The organism is Helicobacter pylori (genome assembly GCF_030062585.1).
GTDB lineage: Bacteria > Campylobacterota > Campylobacteria > Campylobacterales > Helicobacteraceae > Helicobacter > Helicobacter pylori_CN.
Map to the genome: position 1 here is coordinate 764,968 of NZ_CP071935.1, position 16,615 is coordinate 781,582.

Sequence of the window (16,615 nt, forward strand, 5' to 3'; positions counted from 1 at the left end):
TCTTTTGGGGTTATTTTATGACTATTCTCCCAACAACAAACTTCTAAGTGCAAAAAGTCATGATTTTGGAAAGAATTTAAACTCTATGGATGTTGAACTTTCAAACCCTAACACTTTTGTTCAATCTCTTTTAAAATTAGGGTCTTTTTTGCATGGAAAAACGATTGAGTTTCTTGATAATCCAACAAACTATCCACCAGTTACTTTGGCACTTTGAAATTGCTAATGATTTAGAAAGTGGTAAGATAGTTGGTAAAAAAATTATTAGTGATGCTTTATTGGGCGTTAGCTGTTGTTTTATGGATAATGAGAATTTAAAAAATTTAAAAAAATTACTATCACAAGATCAAATAAATCTATCAAATGCGATTATAACGGCTATCAATCAAGTAGAGAATGATCTATGTGTGATCAATCCTACTTCCGCCATAATTGACAAGATTGAATACCATTTCCGTGACAATACATTCCATTTTATCTTTAATGTTAGCGATAGCTATAGCTTCGTCTTAAGCGAAAAATCAAGATTAATTATTGAAGTGCCTAGAGTAGCATTAGAAAATATTAAGTTACCTGATATGAAAGAAATATGTGTTAATCAATGGTATATAAACATTTTTATAAATATATCGAAATATTCTATCTATGAAGGTTCTTATATCATTGATCTGCACTTAATAGATGACTAAACCCTAAATGAAACACCCCCTAGAAGAATTAAAAGACCCCATAGAAAATCTTTTGCTATGGATTGGACGCTTTTTGCGTTATAAATGCACAAGCCTGTCTAATTCCCAAGTGAAAGACCAAAACAAGGTTTTTGAATGCTTGAACGAATTCAATCGTGCGTTCATCAGCTCAAGCCAATTGGAAAAAGTTTGCAAAAAAGCCCGCAGTGCCGGATTACTAGGTATCAACACCTACGCACTGCCCCTACTCAAATTCTACGAATACACAAAAAAGCTTTCTTTAAGATCGCTCAAAAGCATTGATGAAGTCATGTTGGCTGAATTTTTGAGTATTTATACCGGAGGTTTGAGTTTAGCCACTAAGAAAAACTACAGAATCGCCCTACTAGGGCTTTTTAGCTATATAGACAAGCAAAATCAAGATGGAAATGAAAAATCTTATATCTATAATATCACGCTTAAAAACATCAGCGGAACCAATCAAAGCGCGGGCAACAAGCTCCCTACTCATTTAAACAATGAAGAATTAGAAAAATTTTTAGAGAGCATTGATAAAATAGAAATGTCCGCTAAAGTGCGCGCACGAAACCGCCTACTCATTAAAATCATCGTTTTTACAGGCATGCGCTCTAATGAAGCTTTGCAGCTTAAAATAAAGGATTTTACTTTAGAAAATGGCTGTTATACGATTTTGATTAAAGGTAAGGGCGATAAATACAGGGCGGTGATGCTCAAAGCTTTCCACATTGAGAGCCTTTTGAAAGAATGGCTCATAGAGAGGGAATTGTATCCTGTTAAAAACGATTTATTGTTTTGCAACCAAAAAGGCACGGCTTTAACGCAAGCGTATTTGTATAAGCAAGTGGAGCGCATCATCAATTTTGCAGGACTCAGGCGAGAGAAAAATGGGGCGCACATGTTAAGGCATTCTTTTGCGACTTTGCTTTATCAAAAACGCCATGATTTGATTTTAGTTCAAGAAGCTCTAGGGCATGCGAGCTTGAACACGAGCAGGATTTACACGCATTTTGACAAAGAGCGTTTAAAAGAAGCGGCGAGCATTTGGGAAGAAAATTAAAAACACCCCCTACTCCCTTAAAAAAATGATTTTTACCATAAAACGACTAAAACCCCATTTTTTAATAAATTAAAGAGTTTTTAGCTTGCTCATTTAAAATTTTGCTTTTCAAATTCCAACAGCCACTTTTTGACTTCTATGCCCCCATTATACCCCCCTAAAGCGCCATTTTTACGCACCACTCTATGACAAGGCACGATCAAAGAAATAGGGTTATTATGATTAGCGTTGCCAATGGCTCTGCAAGATCTAGGGTTATTAATGAGCTTTGCGATTTCATCGTAACTTTTTGTCTTGCCATAAGGGATAGTTAATAACGCAGACCAAACTTGTTTTTGAAAGGGAGTTCCTATCAAATCCAAAGGCGCATCAAATTCAAAAAGTTGTCCCAAGAAATAACGCTCCAAGGCTTGAACGCTGAGTTTTAATGGGGTATTCATAGGGGTGTTATGAGAAAAATTGGCCGCATCAAAGTCCAACCTTAATAAATGGCTCTCATTAGCGCACAAATGCAAATACTCTAAAGGGAAACTCTTAGGGGTCTTAAAATAGTAGTGGTATAAAACCATTAATTAAAAAAAGAGTTTGTATAAAATAATCAATAACGACAAACCATACACCCCCAAAATCAAAGCTTTATGCATTTTTTCATTCAAAAGCCCCATGATCCATTTAATCCCAATGCTCACGCCCATAACAGAGCCTAAGCCCACAATCGCCCCTGCTAAGAGCACTTCTTTATTGATGATGTGGTGATAGATTAAAGAAAAAGCTCCTGAAATAGAAGAAAACAGAATAAAAAATAACCCCAACGCCACGCATTTTTTAGAATCATACCCTAAAAAATAATGCATCAAAGGCACCATGAGCATCCCCCCACCAATCCCTAAAGTGATGGCAAAAAACCCTGTGAGCGCGCCAATTAAAAATAATTTTAAACCTTGCAAATGGTAGCGTTTAGTATCCGCTATCAAATCTTTTTTTTTGGGTTTCAAAACAAATTGGATCATAGAATACACGACTAAAAGTGCAAAAATTACCATTAAAATTTTACTGGAAACGATTTTTAAAACAAATCCGCTAAAACTCGCCCCTATCAGCCCCCCTGCCCCTATCAACAAGCCTAAAGAAAAATCAAGCGATTTTTTTTTGAAATTCAAAACAGAGCCAACAAACGATGAAAGCGCCATTTGCAAAATGGAAATGCCGATGGATTCTTCAAAAGAATGCCCGGTTGCGAGCATGATAGGGACAATGATCAACCCCCCACCAATGCCAAAAATCCCAGATAGAATGCCAGTAAAAAGCCCTATCGCTATGTATAACACATAAATATCCATAAAAACCCTTAAAAAGTAAAACCCCCTCTTAAAAGAAAATTAAAAATAACCCTATTCTAATCAAACGCTAATACCAAACCCCCTAAACAACGCCTTTAAAAGTGATGCTTTTATTGGTCTGTTTTATTTTTGCAACACAAAGCATGCGAATCTTCATTGGGTTCGCTAAGAGAGAGATTCCTTAATTCATAAGCCAATTTAATAGACGCCGTAGCTTCATCTAAACCAAACCCCCCTTGAGCTAAAATCTGTTTGTAGCTTTCTATATACAGGTTATCAAAGCTCTGCGTGAGATTGATTTCTTCACCTTCTATAATCATTCTGCGATAAACTTTCTCTTTAGCCACTCCCATGTGTTCTGGATTGATGGAAAAAAACCATCTTATTTTGGCATGCTCTAAAAAGAGTATCCCCCCCACACAATCAGTCTCGTCTCTGTTGATAACCTTGTCTTTAACGCCTCCAAACAAATAGATTAAAGCATCAAAAATGTTTATGCCCATTTGAGTGGCTAGCCCCCCACTCCTATTCACATCCGCTCGCCATGAAGAAAAATACCATTTCCCTTGAACGCTGATATAAGTGAGCGTGATGTCAAACACCTTTTCAGGGTTTTTGTCTAATTCGCTCTTAATTTTTTCTTTCAAAGCCAGCGTGTCGCAATGCAAGCGCAAGGGCAAAAGACTGAACACCCTTTTTTGGTGTTTCACCTCTAAATCTTTCAATTCTTGTATTTCGCCAGGGTCTAAAACTAAGGGTTTTTCACAAATCACATGCATGCCGTTTCTTAACCCGAAACGAATATGATCAAAATGCGTGTGCGTGGGCGTGCAAACACTCAAATAGTTGATTTCTTTACCCATAGCCCTAGATTGCTCTAAATGCTTTTCAAAATCTTCAATATTGGTAAAAAACTCTGATTGCGGGAAATACTCATCTAAAACCCCCACGCTATCATGAACATCAAAAGAGCAATCCAAAAAATGCCCTGTATCTCTAATCGCTTGCAAGTGCTTGGGAGCGATAAATCCCCCTGAACCAATCATAGCAAAAAGCATTCAACTTCCTTCAAGAATTTTAATCTTATGTTAGCAAAGATTAGCTTATTTAAGCTTATATTATTGGCAATTAAAACACTCCACCGATCGATCCAACACGCTTTTTTCATCTATGCTAGGGCTTTCGCTACGCAAATAATAAGTGGATTTGAGTCCCAATTTCCAAGCGAGCGTGTAGATTTCATGCAAGGTTTTACCGCTAGCGTTTTCTATGCGTAAAAACACATTGATGCTTTGGCCTTGATCGATCCACTTTTGGCGCACGGCCGCTACTTTAATCAAATCTTTAGCGTCAATATCATAGGCTGATGTGTAAAAATTCCAAGTTTCTACATTCAAATTAGGCACTACCACAGGAATTAGCCCGCTCAAATTTTCTTCAAACCATTTTTTCTTATAAATGGGTTCAATCGTTTGGGTTGTGCCTACTAAAATAGAAATGGAGCTTGTGGGAGCGATCGCCATTAAATAGCCATTACGCATGCCATTGGCTTTGACTTTTTCCCTCAAACCTTGCCAATCGCAAGCGTGATTGAAAAGCCCTTTTTCGGTGAGCTTTAAGGCTTCATTATTGGCTTTATCAATAGGGAAAATCCCCTTACTCCATTCTGAATTTTCAAAATCCTTATAAACCCCTTTTTCTTCCGCTAGATTCGCGCTCGTGTCAATCGCATGGTAGCTGATTTGCTCCATTAAAGCGTCAATTTTTTCTAAATGCTCTTTAGACCCCCAAGCGATTTGGTGTTCTGCGAGCATTTGCGCTTCACCCATAACCCCTAACCCTATGGCTCTATTTTGTAAATTGGTGGCTTTGACTTTGCGGTTAGGGTAGAAATTCAAATCAATCACATTGTCTAAAAGCCTGACCATGATCGGCACGACCCTTTTAATGTCTTCTTCGGTGTTGATCTTGCTTAAATTGATGCTCGCTAGATTGCACACCGCCGTTTGCCCGTCTTTAGCGATTTTAGTAGCGATATAGATTGGCTTGCCCTTAAGAATATCCGTGCTAGTGAGCTTGTTAGCGCATTTAGTGATATTATTATCTGTGGTTACCAACTCTTTTTCTTCAAAAAACTCTATGGTGCCATCGGTGTATTCTATTTGCATGTAGTAGTGGTTGGGTGCGGTGTTTTGAAAAATCTCCGTGCATAAATTAGACGATCGAATGATTCCTGCATGAGCGTTTGGGTTGCACCGATTGGCGTTATCTTTAAAGGCTAAGAAAGGCAAGCCGGCTTCAAAATAATTCATTAAGATTTTTTTCCATAAATCTTTAGCGTTGATGTATTCTTTAATGATTTTGGGATCTTTTTCATACTCTAAATAGCGTTTTTCAAAATCCTGCCCATAAAGCTCAGTCAAATCCTTACACTCATAAGGGTCAAACAAAGTCCACATCGCGTCTTCTAAAACCCTTTTCAAAAACAAATCGCACACCCAAAGAGCCGGGAACAAATCATGCGCTCTTCGCCTTTCATCGCCGCTATTTTTCCTTAAATCAATGAACTCCATCACATCAATGTGCCAGATTTCCAAATACACCGCAATCGCACCCTTTCGTGTGCCTAATTGATCCACCGCAATCGCCACATCGTTAGCGATTTTCAAAAAAGGGATCGTGCCAGCGCTCGCATTTTTATGCCCATCAATATAACTCCCAATAGAGCGCACTAAAGAAAAATCCCAGCCAATCCCCCCGCCGTATTTGGACAACAGCGCCATTTCCTTATAGCTGTCAAAAATCCCCTCAATATTATCCGGCGTGCTGCCAATATAGCATGAGCTGAGTTGGTGTTTGGTGGTGCGCGCGTTCGCTAGAGTGGGGGTCGCGCACATCGCTTCAAACTTGCTCAACACTTCATAAAATTCTAAAGCGATTTTGTTAGGTTCTTGTTCGTTTTGCGCCAAAAACATCGCAATGCTCATAAACATGTGCTGGGGCAATTCAATAGGGTGATTGTTAGCGTCTTTTAACAAATAGCGATCATACAAGGTTTTAATCCCTAAATAATTGAATTGGAAATCCCTTTCAGGCTTGATCTGGCTATTTAAAAACTCTAAATCAAATTTTTCCTTAAAGCCCTTAAGGATGCGGCCCTTTTCTTCAGCGTTTTCAAAATACTCTTTCAAATGCCTATACCCTGTAAAACCACTCACTTTATGGTATAAATCATACAAAAAAAGCCTTGAAGCGACAAAACTCCAATTAGGCGTGTCAATATCTATTTTATCCACAGCGGTTTTAATCAAAGTTTGTTGGATTTCTTCAGTAGTGATCTTGTCCCTGAATTGCAACCTCGCATCCACTTCCAGCTCACTTTGGCTCACGCCCTCTAAATTGTCCGTAGCGTCCTTAGTGTATTTTTGGATTTTGGTAATGTCCAAAGGCTCAATGCGCCCGTTTCGTTTAACCACCGTAATCAAAATTTTTCCTTAAATTTGAATTAAATCGTTTGTTTTTTAAATTTGGAATTGTATCAATAAAAAACTTAAGAAAAAGAAAAGTTCAAGTTGGATCTGTTTTATTAATAAGAATGAGTTTTAAAGTTTTTTATTTTTTTATACCCCCTCCATTTAATTACATTGAGTTAAAATCACCACCCCCATTTAGTGCAAAGCTTAAGAAAACCTTGAAGCCCCAAAATGACCAAACCCTCTACAAGGAGATTGCTAGGATGCCCACAATACGCCGAAATTTCATGCATAGCGATAATAAAGGGTATCGTTAAAAGCATCACATAAAAATCCCTTAGTCTTGCTCCTAACACAGCGTCATAAAACGCGCCAAAAAACCTAGCCTTAAAAATGGCTTTAAAAAACTTGGGGAATCCTTGCCAAGTTTCAATAACTAAATAACCTACCGACCTGCCTTTAGGATTAAACAAGAGATTAGACAACAAAGCCGCTATTAGACCCACTAACCACACATAATAGCTGTATTTAGGGTCAAAAAGCGGATCGCTAGCTTGAACCATTTATGTCATAAAAAATCCTGGTGGTTATGGAGATACATCCTCCATAGACTAGAGCCATTGCCCATCGATATTCCAAATCGCTCAAACGCTCTTTGATATTCATACTCTCTCCTTTCTCCCCTAAAACTACCTATCATACACAAAATGACGATCATAGGTGGGTTCTCTTGGAGCTTGCGGCTCTCTATCAACGCCACGGATAAAATCTTCTACCCTATCGCCTATTTCAGCCCCAGAATATGCCCCTATTCCACCACCAATGCCTGCACCAAACACAGTACCCCACGGACCTCCAAGAGCCCCAATCATTCCACCCATTGCACCACCCATTCCAGCTCCAACACCACCTCCTATATCTCTGCCAAGCTGACCCCTTGCCTCTATTTTAGGACCAGCTATAGCCACATTAGCCATTGCACCGCATAAAACCACTACACAAGCTTTTGATCCACTCATAACAAATCCTTTCATAAAATTGAGATTCAAGGCATGTTGGGCACACCTTGATGAGAATATTTATACCACAACCCTATTAAAAGCATTGTTACAGATCAGCAAAATATCACAAAAAAAATTAATAAGTGTTTTGTTTATACACAAATTACAGAATTAAAGTAAATGATTATAATATTTTAGGATTTTTCATTATTGAAGCAAATTAAAGGTTTCTTAAAAAACTTAAAATACTCATTTTCAATAATAAGAATGGGTTTTAAAATTTTTTAATTTTTTATACCCCCTCCATTTAATGACATTTGGGTTAAATCACCACCCCCATTTAGCGCAAAGCTTAAGAAAACCTTGAAACCCCAAAATGACCAAACCCTCTACAAAGAAGTTGCTAGTATGCCCACAATACGCCGAAATTTCATGCATAGCGATAATAAAGGGTATCGTTAAAAGCATCACATAAAAATCCCTTAGCCTTGATCCTAACACAGCGTCATAAAACGCGCCAAAAAACCTAGCCTTAAAAATGGCTTTAAAAAACTTGGGGAATCCTTGCCAAGTTTCAATAATGAAATAACCTACCGACCTGCCTTTAGGATTAAACAAGAGATTAGACAACAAAGCCGCTATTAGAATCGTTAGCCACACATAGTAACTATCTTTAGGGTTGAAAATCGGATCACCAACATCTGAGCGATAAAGAGCTGTTCTAAAAACTATGGAGTAACAAATTATAGCAACTAAACCCATTGCCACATTGTATTCAGTATAACTCAAACGCTCTTTTGAGCCATTCAAGTTCTCTTTTGTAGTATCCATGTTATTCCCTTTCCCCCCATCACCTTGGCTCATTTAAGATCACCAAGCATGCCCAAAACTATAGCCGTAATCATAAAGATCACGGATAGGTTCTCTTGGGGTTTGTGGCTCTCTAGTTTGTGGCTCTTTAGCTTGAGGCTCTCTGTTTATGAAATCACGGATAAAATCTTCTACCCTATCGCCTATTTCCCGACCAAGCTGACCCCCAATCGCAGCTCCTGCTGGACCTCTGGCAGCTCCCATTGCTGAACCAATATCTCCTCCCAAATCTCTACCAAACTGACCCCTTGCTTCTATTCTAGGACCAGCTATAGCCGCATCAACCATTGCACCGCATAAAACCACTACACAACTAAATGTTCTTAATCCACTCATAACAAATCCTTTCATAAATTGAGATTCAAGGCATGTTTGGCACACCTTGATAAGAATATTTATACCACAACCCTATTTAAAAGCATTGTTACATATCGGCAAAAGATCACAAGAAGCTCAATAAATGTTTTGTTTATTCACAAATTACAGGATTAAGGTAAATGATTATAATATTTTAGGATTTTTCATTATTGAAGCAAATTAAGGTTTCTTAAAAAACTTAAAATACCCGTTTTCAATGTTGGTTTGAGGGGCGCGTGAAAGGCTCAACGAACCGCTAGGAATGTCTTTAGTGATGGTGGTGCCGCTGCCGATTAAGACATTAGAGCCGATATTTATAGGGGCGACTAGCTGGCTATCGCTCCCTATAAAGACATTTTCACCGATGATCGTTTGGTGTTTCTTTTTACCATCATAATTGCAAGTGATCACGCCAGCCCCCACATTTGTGTTTTTCCCTATCTCGCAATCCCCTAAATAGCTCAAATGCCCCGCTTTAGCGCCTTGGAGTGTAGCGTTTTTAGTCTCTACAAAATTCCCCACATGGCTATCACAAATCACGCTTTTAGGGCGCGCATGGGCAAACGGCCCCACACTGCTATTAACAATTTGGCTCTCTTCTATCACGCTATAAGCCTTAATATGTGCATCTTCTATCAAGCAATTCCCAATCAAACGCACCCCTTGCTCTAAAACGCACTCCCCCTTAAAACTCACGCCTTTTTCTAAATAAATACTACTAGGTAATTGCATCATTACCCCCGAGTCCATGGCGTTTTTTCGCAGTCTTTCTAGCATGATTTCTTCAGCTTTCGCCCTTTCTGTTTGGCTATTCACCCCTAAAAAACACTCTTCTTCTAAAAAAATAGCGTCAATTTTTTCGTTCCCCTTAATACCCAAAGCGATTAAATCCGTGAGATAGTATTCTTTTTGGGCGTTTTGGTTATTAAGCTTGGGCAAGTATCTTTCTAAAAACTTTCTTTCAAAAAAATACACGCCAGCATTCACGCTTTTAATTTCTTTTTCTTCATCATTAGCGTCCTTTTCTTCTACAATCTTTTTAACCTGATGGTTTTCTAAAACAACGCGCCCATAACCTTTAGGGTCAGCTAAATGCAGTAAGCCTATAGCGTTATTCTGGCTTTCTAATAAGGGGGTGAGAGCGTCTTTAGTGATTAAGGGCATGTCCGCATTCAAAATCAAAACCCGCTCATGTTGAGTGGGAATAGGCGTTTTATCTTCTTGCATGATGGCCCCACCTGTCCCTGAATATTTTTCCACGATTTGAGTGTGAAAGATTACGCCCTTAAAACGCTTTAACACCGCTTCTTTAATGCGTTCTTGTTGGTGGTGTAAGACAAGATGCACATCATCACTGATTGAAAAAGCCGTTTCTAAAATGTAAAATAACATAGGCTCCCCGCAAATCGTGTGCAAAGTTTTAGGCAGGCTAGAATGCATGCGAGTGCCTTTGCCAGCGGCTAGTATGATTACAGAAAGCATTAAAATCCTTTTTTTAGGGAATTTTAACATGCCTTATCTTATAATTTGACTTCGTTTCATCAAAGATTTAAGGCTAGAATTTTGCGTTTTTTCATTTTTTTCATTCTCATTTGCCCTTTAATATGCCCTTTAATGAGCGCTGATAGCACTTTGCCTAGCGTCAATCTCTCTTTAAACGCTCCTAACGATCCTAAGCAGCTTGTAACCACCCTTAATGTCATCGCTCTGCTCACGCTTTTAGTTTTAGCCCCATCGTTGATTTTAGTGATGACGAGTTTCACCCGTTTGATCGTGGTGTTTTCTTTTTTAAGGACCGCTTTAGGCACGCAACAAACCCCCCCCACTCAAATTTTAGTCTCGCTCTCTTTGATATTGACTTTTTTCATCATGGAACCTAGCTTGAAAAAGGCTTATGATACAGGGATTAAGCCTTATATGGATAAAAAGATTTCTTACACCGAAGCGTTTGAAAAAAGCGCTCTGCCTTTCAAGGAATTCATGCTTAAAAACACACGAGAAAAGGATCTAGCGCTTTTTTTTAGGATTAGGAATTTGCCTAACCCTAAAACCCCTGATGAGGTGAGTTTGAGTGTTTTGATCCCGGCGTTTATGATAAGCGAGTTGAAAACAGCGTTTCAAATCGGCTTTTTACTCTACTTGCCTTTTTTGGTGATTGATATGGTGATCAGCTCTATTTTAATGGCGATGGGCATGATGATGCTCCCGCCTGTAATGATTTCTCTGCCTTTTAAAATTTTGGTGTTTATTCTAGTAGATGGGTTTAATTTATTGACCGAAAATTTAGTGGCGAGTTTTAAAATGGTTTGATATTAAACATTCAAGCCATAAAAGGATAGCTTGAAATTAATTTAAAACTCATAATTCAAATACGCTGTAATGGATCTCCCTGGAGCGGGCTCTCTCCCTGTAGGGCTTGTGCCAATCCCCCTAAAATAATACTTCATGTTAAAAAGGTTATTGATTTGCAAACTCCCGGTGATTTTATGCCTACCGCTTTGCCATAAAATTGAGCTTACTTGGACATTCAACACAAAATACAAGGGCAATAACCCCACTGAATTACAACCATACTCTAGCCCCCCTGTGTATTCTGGGTTTAAGGGCAGGCACACGGTTTGATCTTTAGCTTGATTGAGCATGGAACTATAAGCGCGGCTATAAAAATAACTACTAATTCCAAAAGTCGTGTGCTTGTAAGTATACATCATGTCAAATATGAATTGGTTAGGACTCACATAGGGCAAGCGCTTCCCTTTAATGTCAAAGGGTTTATTGACAATGCCTGTAAAATAATAAGCAATATCATCAGCATTAGAAGTGATGCGCGCATCAATATAAGTGTAAGCCACATGAAATTGCAAACCCCTAATCGGCGCGTAATACAATTCTAATTCCACCCCTTGACTTCTGGCATCCACAGGCTGTGGGCTATAGCCTCCCGCATAGTAACGCTTGGCAAAAATCACAAAATAATTCGTGTTAAAGCTCAATAGATTTTTATAACTATAGCGTTGCCCCACTTCAATTTCATTAAAAATTTGGTTGTAATTAGTCCTAGTAATGCCTACCATTGTGTGTTGTGGGGGGATAAAACTGCGGCGGTAGTTCGCATACCATATCCAATTTTCCATAGGTTTATAGCCGATGTTAAGGGCGGGACTCCATTCGTTTTGACGCTGTTTTTTACTGGTCCATACGGAAAAATCGTGCTTTTCTGGCTCTTTATTGTTATAGTTCAAAAAAGTGTATCTAATCCCTGGAGTTATCGCTAATTTAGAATCAAAAAGTTCTATTTTATCGCTCAACCATACCGCTGTATAGTTGTTAAACATTTCTTGATTGTTACTAGGCTTTTTAGAAAGAACATATGGGGGCATATGGCACACCCCATCAATAATATCTGATTTTTCGCATGTGCTTTGATCGGATCTAATGAACATGTCCATCGTCATAAAACGCATGCCCACATTAAAAGTTTGCTTAACTTTATTGGTATTGACAACTAAGTTCAAATTAGGCTCAAAAGCGTTCATCACATAGCGCCTTAAATGATCAAAGATGAAAAATCCTGGATAATTTTGATTGGTATAAACAGGGCCTAATTTAGGATTGGTATTGACATTTAAATAGTTAGAATCAAATTTAAAATCCCTTGACATGTCATGCCCATAGTAGCTGAAAGTGAAATCCCCCCCGACTCTATCCGTGTCCCCAAAAAAGTTTTGATACACAGCTCCCCATCGCTTCGCTCTCCCGCTTTTATCATTATTAGGGCGGTTATTTTGAAAACGATTTTGATTATACGCTTCTATGCCTAAAGATCCAGGGTCTGTCAAGAAATAACTATAATATTGAAAAAAAGCGGTGATCTTGTTGCTATCATTGATTTGATACAATGAATCTAGCATGTAGTTTTGAATATCCGTAGGGCTGTTGTATCTAAACCCTTGCCCTTTGAGCCAATTGACTTGAGCTTGGATTCCAAAATGCTTATTCATCATACCCCCCGTTCTTAAATAGGTGTTAAAAAGCATGTTATTAACTAAGCTTTTATCAATGTTTTTAGAATTTTGATTGAAAAACCCCCCATTTTCAGATTTGCCCCAAAAAGTGGTCCTCTCGCTCACTTGACTTTCCCAATTGGTAGGAATGCCTTTGGTGATAATGTTGATCACACCGCCAAAAGCGTTAGGGCCATAACGCACGCTCTCCCCACCCTTGGTTACGCTGATTCTATCCACAGATTGAAAGGTTACAGGAAAAATAACCGTGCCAATTTCAACATAGGGCGCGACATAAATAGGAATCCCATTGACTAGAATCATTCCCGTATTAGAATGCCCTGGGCCTCCCGCACCAAACCCCCTAATGGAAATGCTAGGCACAGCTCCAATACCGGTAGAGTTTCTAATATGCACGCCTGGCACATTTTGCAAAGCTTCTTCAATGCTTTGATTCGCGCTTTTAGTGAGCTGCTTGTTAGAAATCACCGTGCGAGATCCCATATAGTTTCTAACTTCCTTGCTCCTCCAACTTAAAGGCGCTTCTTTATCGTTAGCCACCCCTGAAGCTTCTACCCTTTCTAAATTATGAGTTTTGACAGCATGCGCGCTATGACTCAAAACAGCCAAAGAGACTAAAATTCTTTTCATTTACCACCTTTTATGAAAAATGTTCTTTTTTACAACAAGGTGAAATTTATAATAACTATTATTAGTTTTAGCTTAAATTTTTGAAAAATTATTATTTAGATAATATTAATGACTTTTTTATCAAAAATACCGATTAATGCGAATGTTGATAGAAAGGATTGGGATATAAAGAAAAATAAAAATTTTTTAATATTTCTAATGGGGGAATTTTAAACGAATAAAGGGTTTTTAACCCTTTATGGGGCTAACCTTTAAACCAAAATTTGAGTCGCATAAAAAGCTATCAAGGAAAACGCATACGCTACAACGGTTGTGAAGATGAACAAATACACTACAAACTTTATCCCTCCAGCTTCCCTACCAAAAGTGATGGTCGCTGCAAAACAAGGGATATAAAACATCACAAACACGATAAAAGCGATCCCGCTAGGCACGCTGACTTCTTTTCTTAAAATCCCTCTAAAAGCGTCAGATTTTTCATTTTGATCCCCTAAAGAAAACAACACGCCCAAAGTAGAAACCACCACCTCTTTAGCCATAAATCCGGTTACAAGCGAGACGCTCAAACGCCAATCAAAATCCATAGGGCTAAAGACTTTTTCTAAATACGCCCCACCTCTTCCTACAATGCTGTTTTTTAAATTCTTTTTATCCAATTCTGCTTTTAATTCTTTTAATTTTTCTTCTTTGGCTTCGCTTGAAAGAGTGGTGTTTTTATCCACTAACAAGCTTTCTTGTTTATAAGTTTTCATAGCCGCATCGCTTTTAGGGTATTGGGACATAAACCAGATTAAAATCGCTCCCACTAAAATATAAGTCCCGGCTTTTTTTAGGTAGGAAAGCGATTTGGTATAGATACTGAAATAGACCATTCTCCAACTGGGAAAGCGGTATTTGGGCATTTCCATGATAAAAGATTCGGTTTGTCCTTTAAACACGCTTAATTTGAGTAATTTGGCCATCACTAACGCCACAACCGCCCCCAAAATATAAATACAAAACAGCACAAACCCCGCGCTTGAAGAAGGGAAAAACGAGCCTACAAACAGCACATAAATAGGCAGCCTTGCCGAGCAGCTCATAAAGCCGATCACAAAAAGCGTGATCAGTCGTTCGTTATAGTTTTGTAAGGTTCTTGTCGCCATGTAGGCAGGCACTGAGCAGCCAAAACCGGTGATTAAAGGGATAAAACTCTTCCCATGCAAACCAAATTTATGCAAGATCCCATCTAACAAAAACGCTACCCTACTCATATAGCCTGTCGTCTCTAGTAAAGAAATCCCAAAATACAACACCACAATTAAAGGCAAGAATGAAACCGTCGCTCCCACTCCCCCAATAATGCCATCACCCACCAAAGACGCTAAATCTTCATTAGCCACATTTTCTTTGATGCCATCGCTCAAAAATTTAAACCCTGCTTCAAGCGCTTTTTGCACTCCCCCCCCTATTAAAAAGCTCAAGGAAAAAATGATAAACATAAACCCTAAAAAAATGAAAATCCCATAACGCGGGTGCATTAAAATCTTATCAATCTTATAAGTGTGTTCAAAACTCGCGTTTTGTTGGTTTTCACTGATCACTAATTGAGCGATTCTTTGAGCGCTCTGGCTGTATTTTAAAGACTCCTTAAAGCTTTGAGACGGGACTTTTATGTTTTCATTGTTTATAGTGTTTTGAGAATAAAGTCTGACAATTTCATCTAATAAAAGCTCTGTATTCAAGCGATCTTCTTTGGATCTTGCGCTTGTAGGCACGCACACAACCCCTAATTCTTTAGAAAGCTTTTCTGTATCAATTTTAACGCCTTCTTTTTGCGCCTCATCCCACATGTTGAGCGCAAGAAGCATTTTTTTATTCGTGTCTAATAGCTGAGCGCTTAAGGCTAAATTACGCTCTAAATTGGTGGAATCCACCACATTAAGAATGAGATCGTATTGCCCTTTTTCTAAAAAATCTTTAGTAACCTTTTCTTCAGTGGTGAAATCATTGAGCGCGTAAGTGCCAGGTAAATCAATGATAGTGATTTGATGCTCTTTGTGTATCAAACCCACTTCCATTTTATCCACGGTAACCCCGGCAAAATTCCCCACTTTCAAATGGGCGTTGCTCAAAGCGTTGATGAGAGACGATTTCCCCACATTAGGCTGACCTACAAGAGCGATAGTGATTTCTTTCACTTCCAATTCTCCAAATAAGTTTTTTTAATTTTTGGTTATATCGTTTTGATATTAAAAGTTGGCACTATAGCGCTATAAGACTAATTGTTATATAATAAAAGCGAGACAAGAATGTTAAAATGCGAAAGAGGCGTGTGATGTTGTGCGTGTTTGATATAGAAACCATTCCTAGCGTGAGCTTGTGTAAAGAGCATTTTCAATTAGAAGAAAATGATGCGCTAAAAATCTGTGAATGGAGTTTTGAAAAGCAAAAAGAAAAAAGCGGGAGCGAGTTTTTGCCTCTTTATTTGCATGAAATCATCTCTATTGCAGCAGTCATTGGCGATGATTACGGGCAGTTTATCAAAGTGGGGAATTTTGGTCAAAAACACGAGAATAAAGAGGGTTTTACAAGCGAAAAAGAGCTTTTAGAGGACTTTTTTAGATACTTTAACGAAAAGCAACCGCGTTTGATAAGCTTCAATGGCAGAGGTTTTGATATACCCCTACTCACGCTCAAAGCCCTTAAATACAATTTAACCTTAGACGCTTTTTACAGCCAAGAAAACAAATGGGAAAATTACCGCGCGCGTTATAGCGAGCAATTCCATTTGGATTTAATGGATAGCTTGAGCCATTATGGATCCGTTAGGGGGTTGAATTTGAATGGCGTTTGCTCTATGATGAATATTCCTGGTAAGTTTGATGTGAGCGGGGATTTAGTGCATGCGATTTATTACAACCCACATTTAAGCCAAAAGGAGAAAAAAGAGATTATTGATAGCTATTGCCAAAGCGATGTGCTTAACACTTACTGGCTTTTTTTAAAATACGAAGTGCTGAAAGGGGCTTTAAATAAGGAGCAATACCTTGGGCTATTGAATGATTTTTTAGCCAAATTCCCTAAAGAAAAATCCTATTCAAGCGTTTTTATTAACGCTTTAGAGAAAGAGATTAGGGAGTTTGCTTGAAGTTTTATAATTGTATAAACAA

Annotated in this window: 12 protein-coding genes and 4 pseudogenes; 5 read left to right on the top strand and 11 right to left on the bottom strand. The window is 38.4% G+C overall.

Features of this window, described 5'->3' with window-relative positions; all coding sequences use genetic code 11:
* Positions 1-37 precede the first annotated feature (37 nt).
* A pseudogene (locus J5F42_RS03595) lies at positions 38-689 on the top strand (hypothetical protein); the annotation flags it as partial.
* Between the two features lie 7 nt (positions 690-696).
* The gene (gene xerH, locus J5F42_RS03600) at positions 697-1,767 is read left to right on the top strand and encodes a tyrosine recombinase XerH (protein ID WP_283491575.1); all 1,071 of its coding nucleotides are present in this window, start codon (positions 697-699) and stop codon (positions 1,765-1,767) included.
* Positions 1,768-1,828: 61 nt separating this feature from the next.
* Here the strand turns inward: xerH and J5F42_RS03605 are convergent.
* The 9 genes and pseudogenes from J5F42_RS03605 to glmU form a co-directional block, all read right to left on the bottom strand.
* A pseudogene (locus tag J5F42_RS03605) lies at positions 1,829-2,336 on the bottom strand (methylated-DNA--[protein]-cysteine S-methyltransferase).
* Between the two features lie 3 nt (positions 2,337-2,339).
* Positions 2,340-3,107, bottom strand: a complete 768-nt coding sequence (locus J5F42_RS03610) for a sulfite exporter TauE/SafE family protein (RefSeq protein ID WP_097682539.1) — start codon at positions 3,105-3,107, stop codon at positions 2,340-2,342.
* A gap of 110 nt (positions 3,108-3,217) precedes the next feature.
* Positions 3,218-4,165: a Gfo/Idh/MocA family protein gene (locus J5F42_RS03615; protein WP_283491576.1), complete on the bottom strand. Its 948-nt coding sequence runs from the start codon at positions 4,163-4,165 to the stop codon at positions 3,218-3,220.
* Between the two features lie 60 nt (positions 4,166-4,225).
* Entirely contained in the window at positions 4,226-6,592 is a 2,367-nt protein-coding gene (locus J5F42_RS03620; RefSeq protein WP_283491577.1) for a ribonucleoside-diphosphate reductase subunit alpha, read from the bottom strand.
* A 170-nt stretch (positions 6,593-6,762) separates the two neighbouring features.
* A pseudogene (locus J5F42_RS03625) lies at positions 6,763-7,246 on the bottom strand (hypothetical protein).
* Positions 7,247-7,269: 23 nt separating this feature from the next.
* On the bottom strand, positions 7,270-7,614 hold the full coding sequence (locus tag J5F42_RS03630; protein WP_283491578.1) for a pantothenate kinase: 345 nt from the start codon (positions 7,612-7,614) through the stop codon (positions 7,270-7,272).
* A 294-nt stretch (positions 7,615-7,908) separates the two neighbouring features.
* The gene (locus tag J5F42_RS03635; protein ID WP_021187401.1) at positions 7,909-8,412 is read right to left on the bottom strand and encodes a hypothetical protein; all 504 of its coding nucleotides are present in this window, start codon (positions 8,410-8,412) and stop codon (positions 7,909-7,911) included.
* 39 nt (positions 8,413-8,451) lie between these two features.
* Entirely contained in the window at positions 8,452-8,787 is a 336-nt protein-coding gene (locus tag J5F42_RS03640) for a pantothenate kinase (protein ID WP_078272245.1), read from the bottom strand.
* 201 nt (positions 8,788-8,988) lie between these two features.
* Positions 8,989-10,290: a bifunctional UDP-N-acetylglucosamine diphosphorylase/glucosamine-1-phosphate N-acetyltransferase GlmU gene (gene glmU, locus J5F42_RS03645; RefSeq protein WP_283491579.1), complete on the bottom strand. Its 1,302-nt coding sequence runs from the start codon at positions 10,288-10,290 to the stop codon at positions 8,989-8,991.
* Between glmU and J5F42_RS07895 the strand changes: the two are divergent.
* Both J5F42_RS07895 and fliP read left to right on the top strand, forming a co-directional pair.
* Positions 10,247-10,336 (top strand): annotated as a pseudogene (locus J5F42_RS07895) (flagellar biosynthesis protein flip); the annotation flags it as partial. The gene glmU and the pseudogene J5F42_RS07895 overlap by 44 nt on opposite strands.
* 35 nt (positions 10,337-10,371) lie before the next feature.
* Complete coding sequence (gene fliP / locus J5F42_RS03650) at positions 10,372-11,118, top strand: flagellar type III secretion system pore protein FliP (RefSeq protein ID WP_001210277.1); 747 nt, start codon at positions 10,372-10,374, stop codon at positions 11,116-11,118.
* 41 nt (positions 11,119-11,159) lie between these two features.
* On the opposite strand, the gene J5F42_RS03655 is transcribed toward fliP, so the two are convergent.
* A complete protein-coding gene (locus tag J5F42_RS03655) occupies positions 11,160-13,463 on the bottom strand; it encodes a TonB-dependent receptor family protein (protein WP_283491580.1) in 2,304 nt (767 codons plus the stop codon).
* 251 nt (positions 13,464-13,714) lie between these two features.
* Entirely contained in the window at positions 13,715-15,643 is a 1,929-nt protein-coding gene (gene feoB / locus J5F42_RS03660; protein ID WP_283491581.1) for a ferrous iron transport protein B, read from the bottom strand.
* A 137-nt stretch (positions 15,644-15,780) separates the two neighbouring features.
* On the opposite strand from feoB, the gene J5F42_RS03665 reads away from it, so the two are divergent.
* Complete coding sequence (locus J5F42_RS03665) at positions 15,781-16,593, top strand: 3'-5' exonuclease (protein ID WP_097699882.1); 813 nt, start codon at positions 15,781-15,783, stop codon at positions 16,591-16,593.
* Positions 16,594-16,615 lie beyond the last annotated feature (22 nt).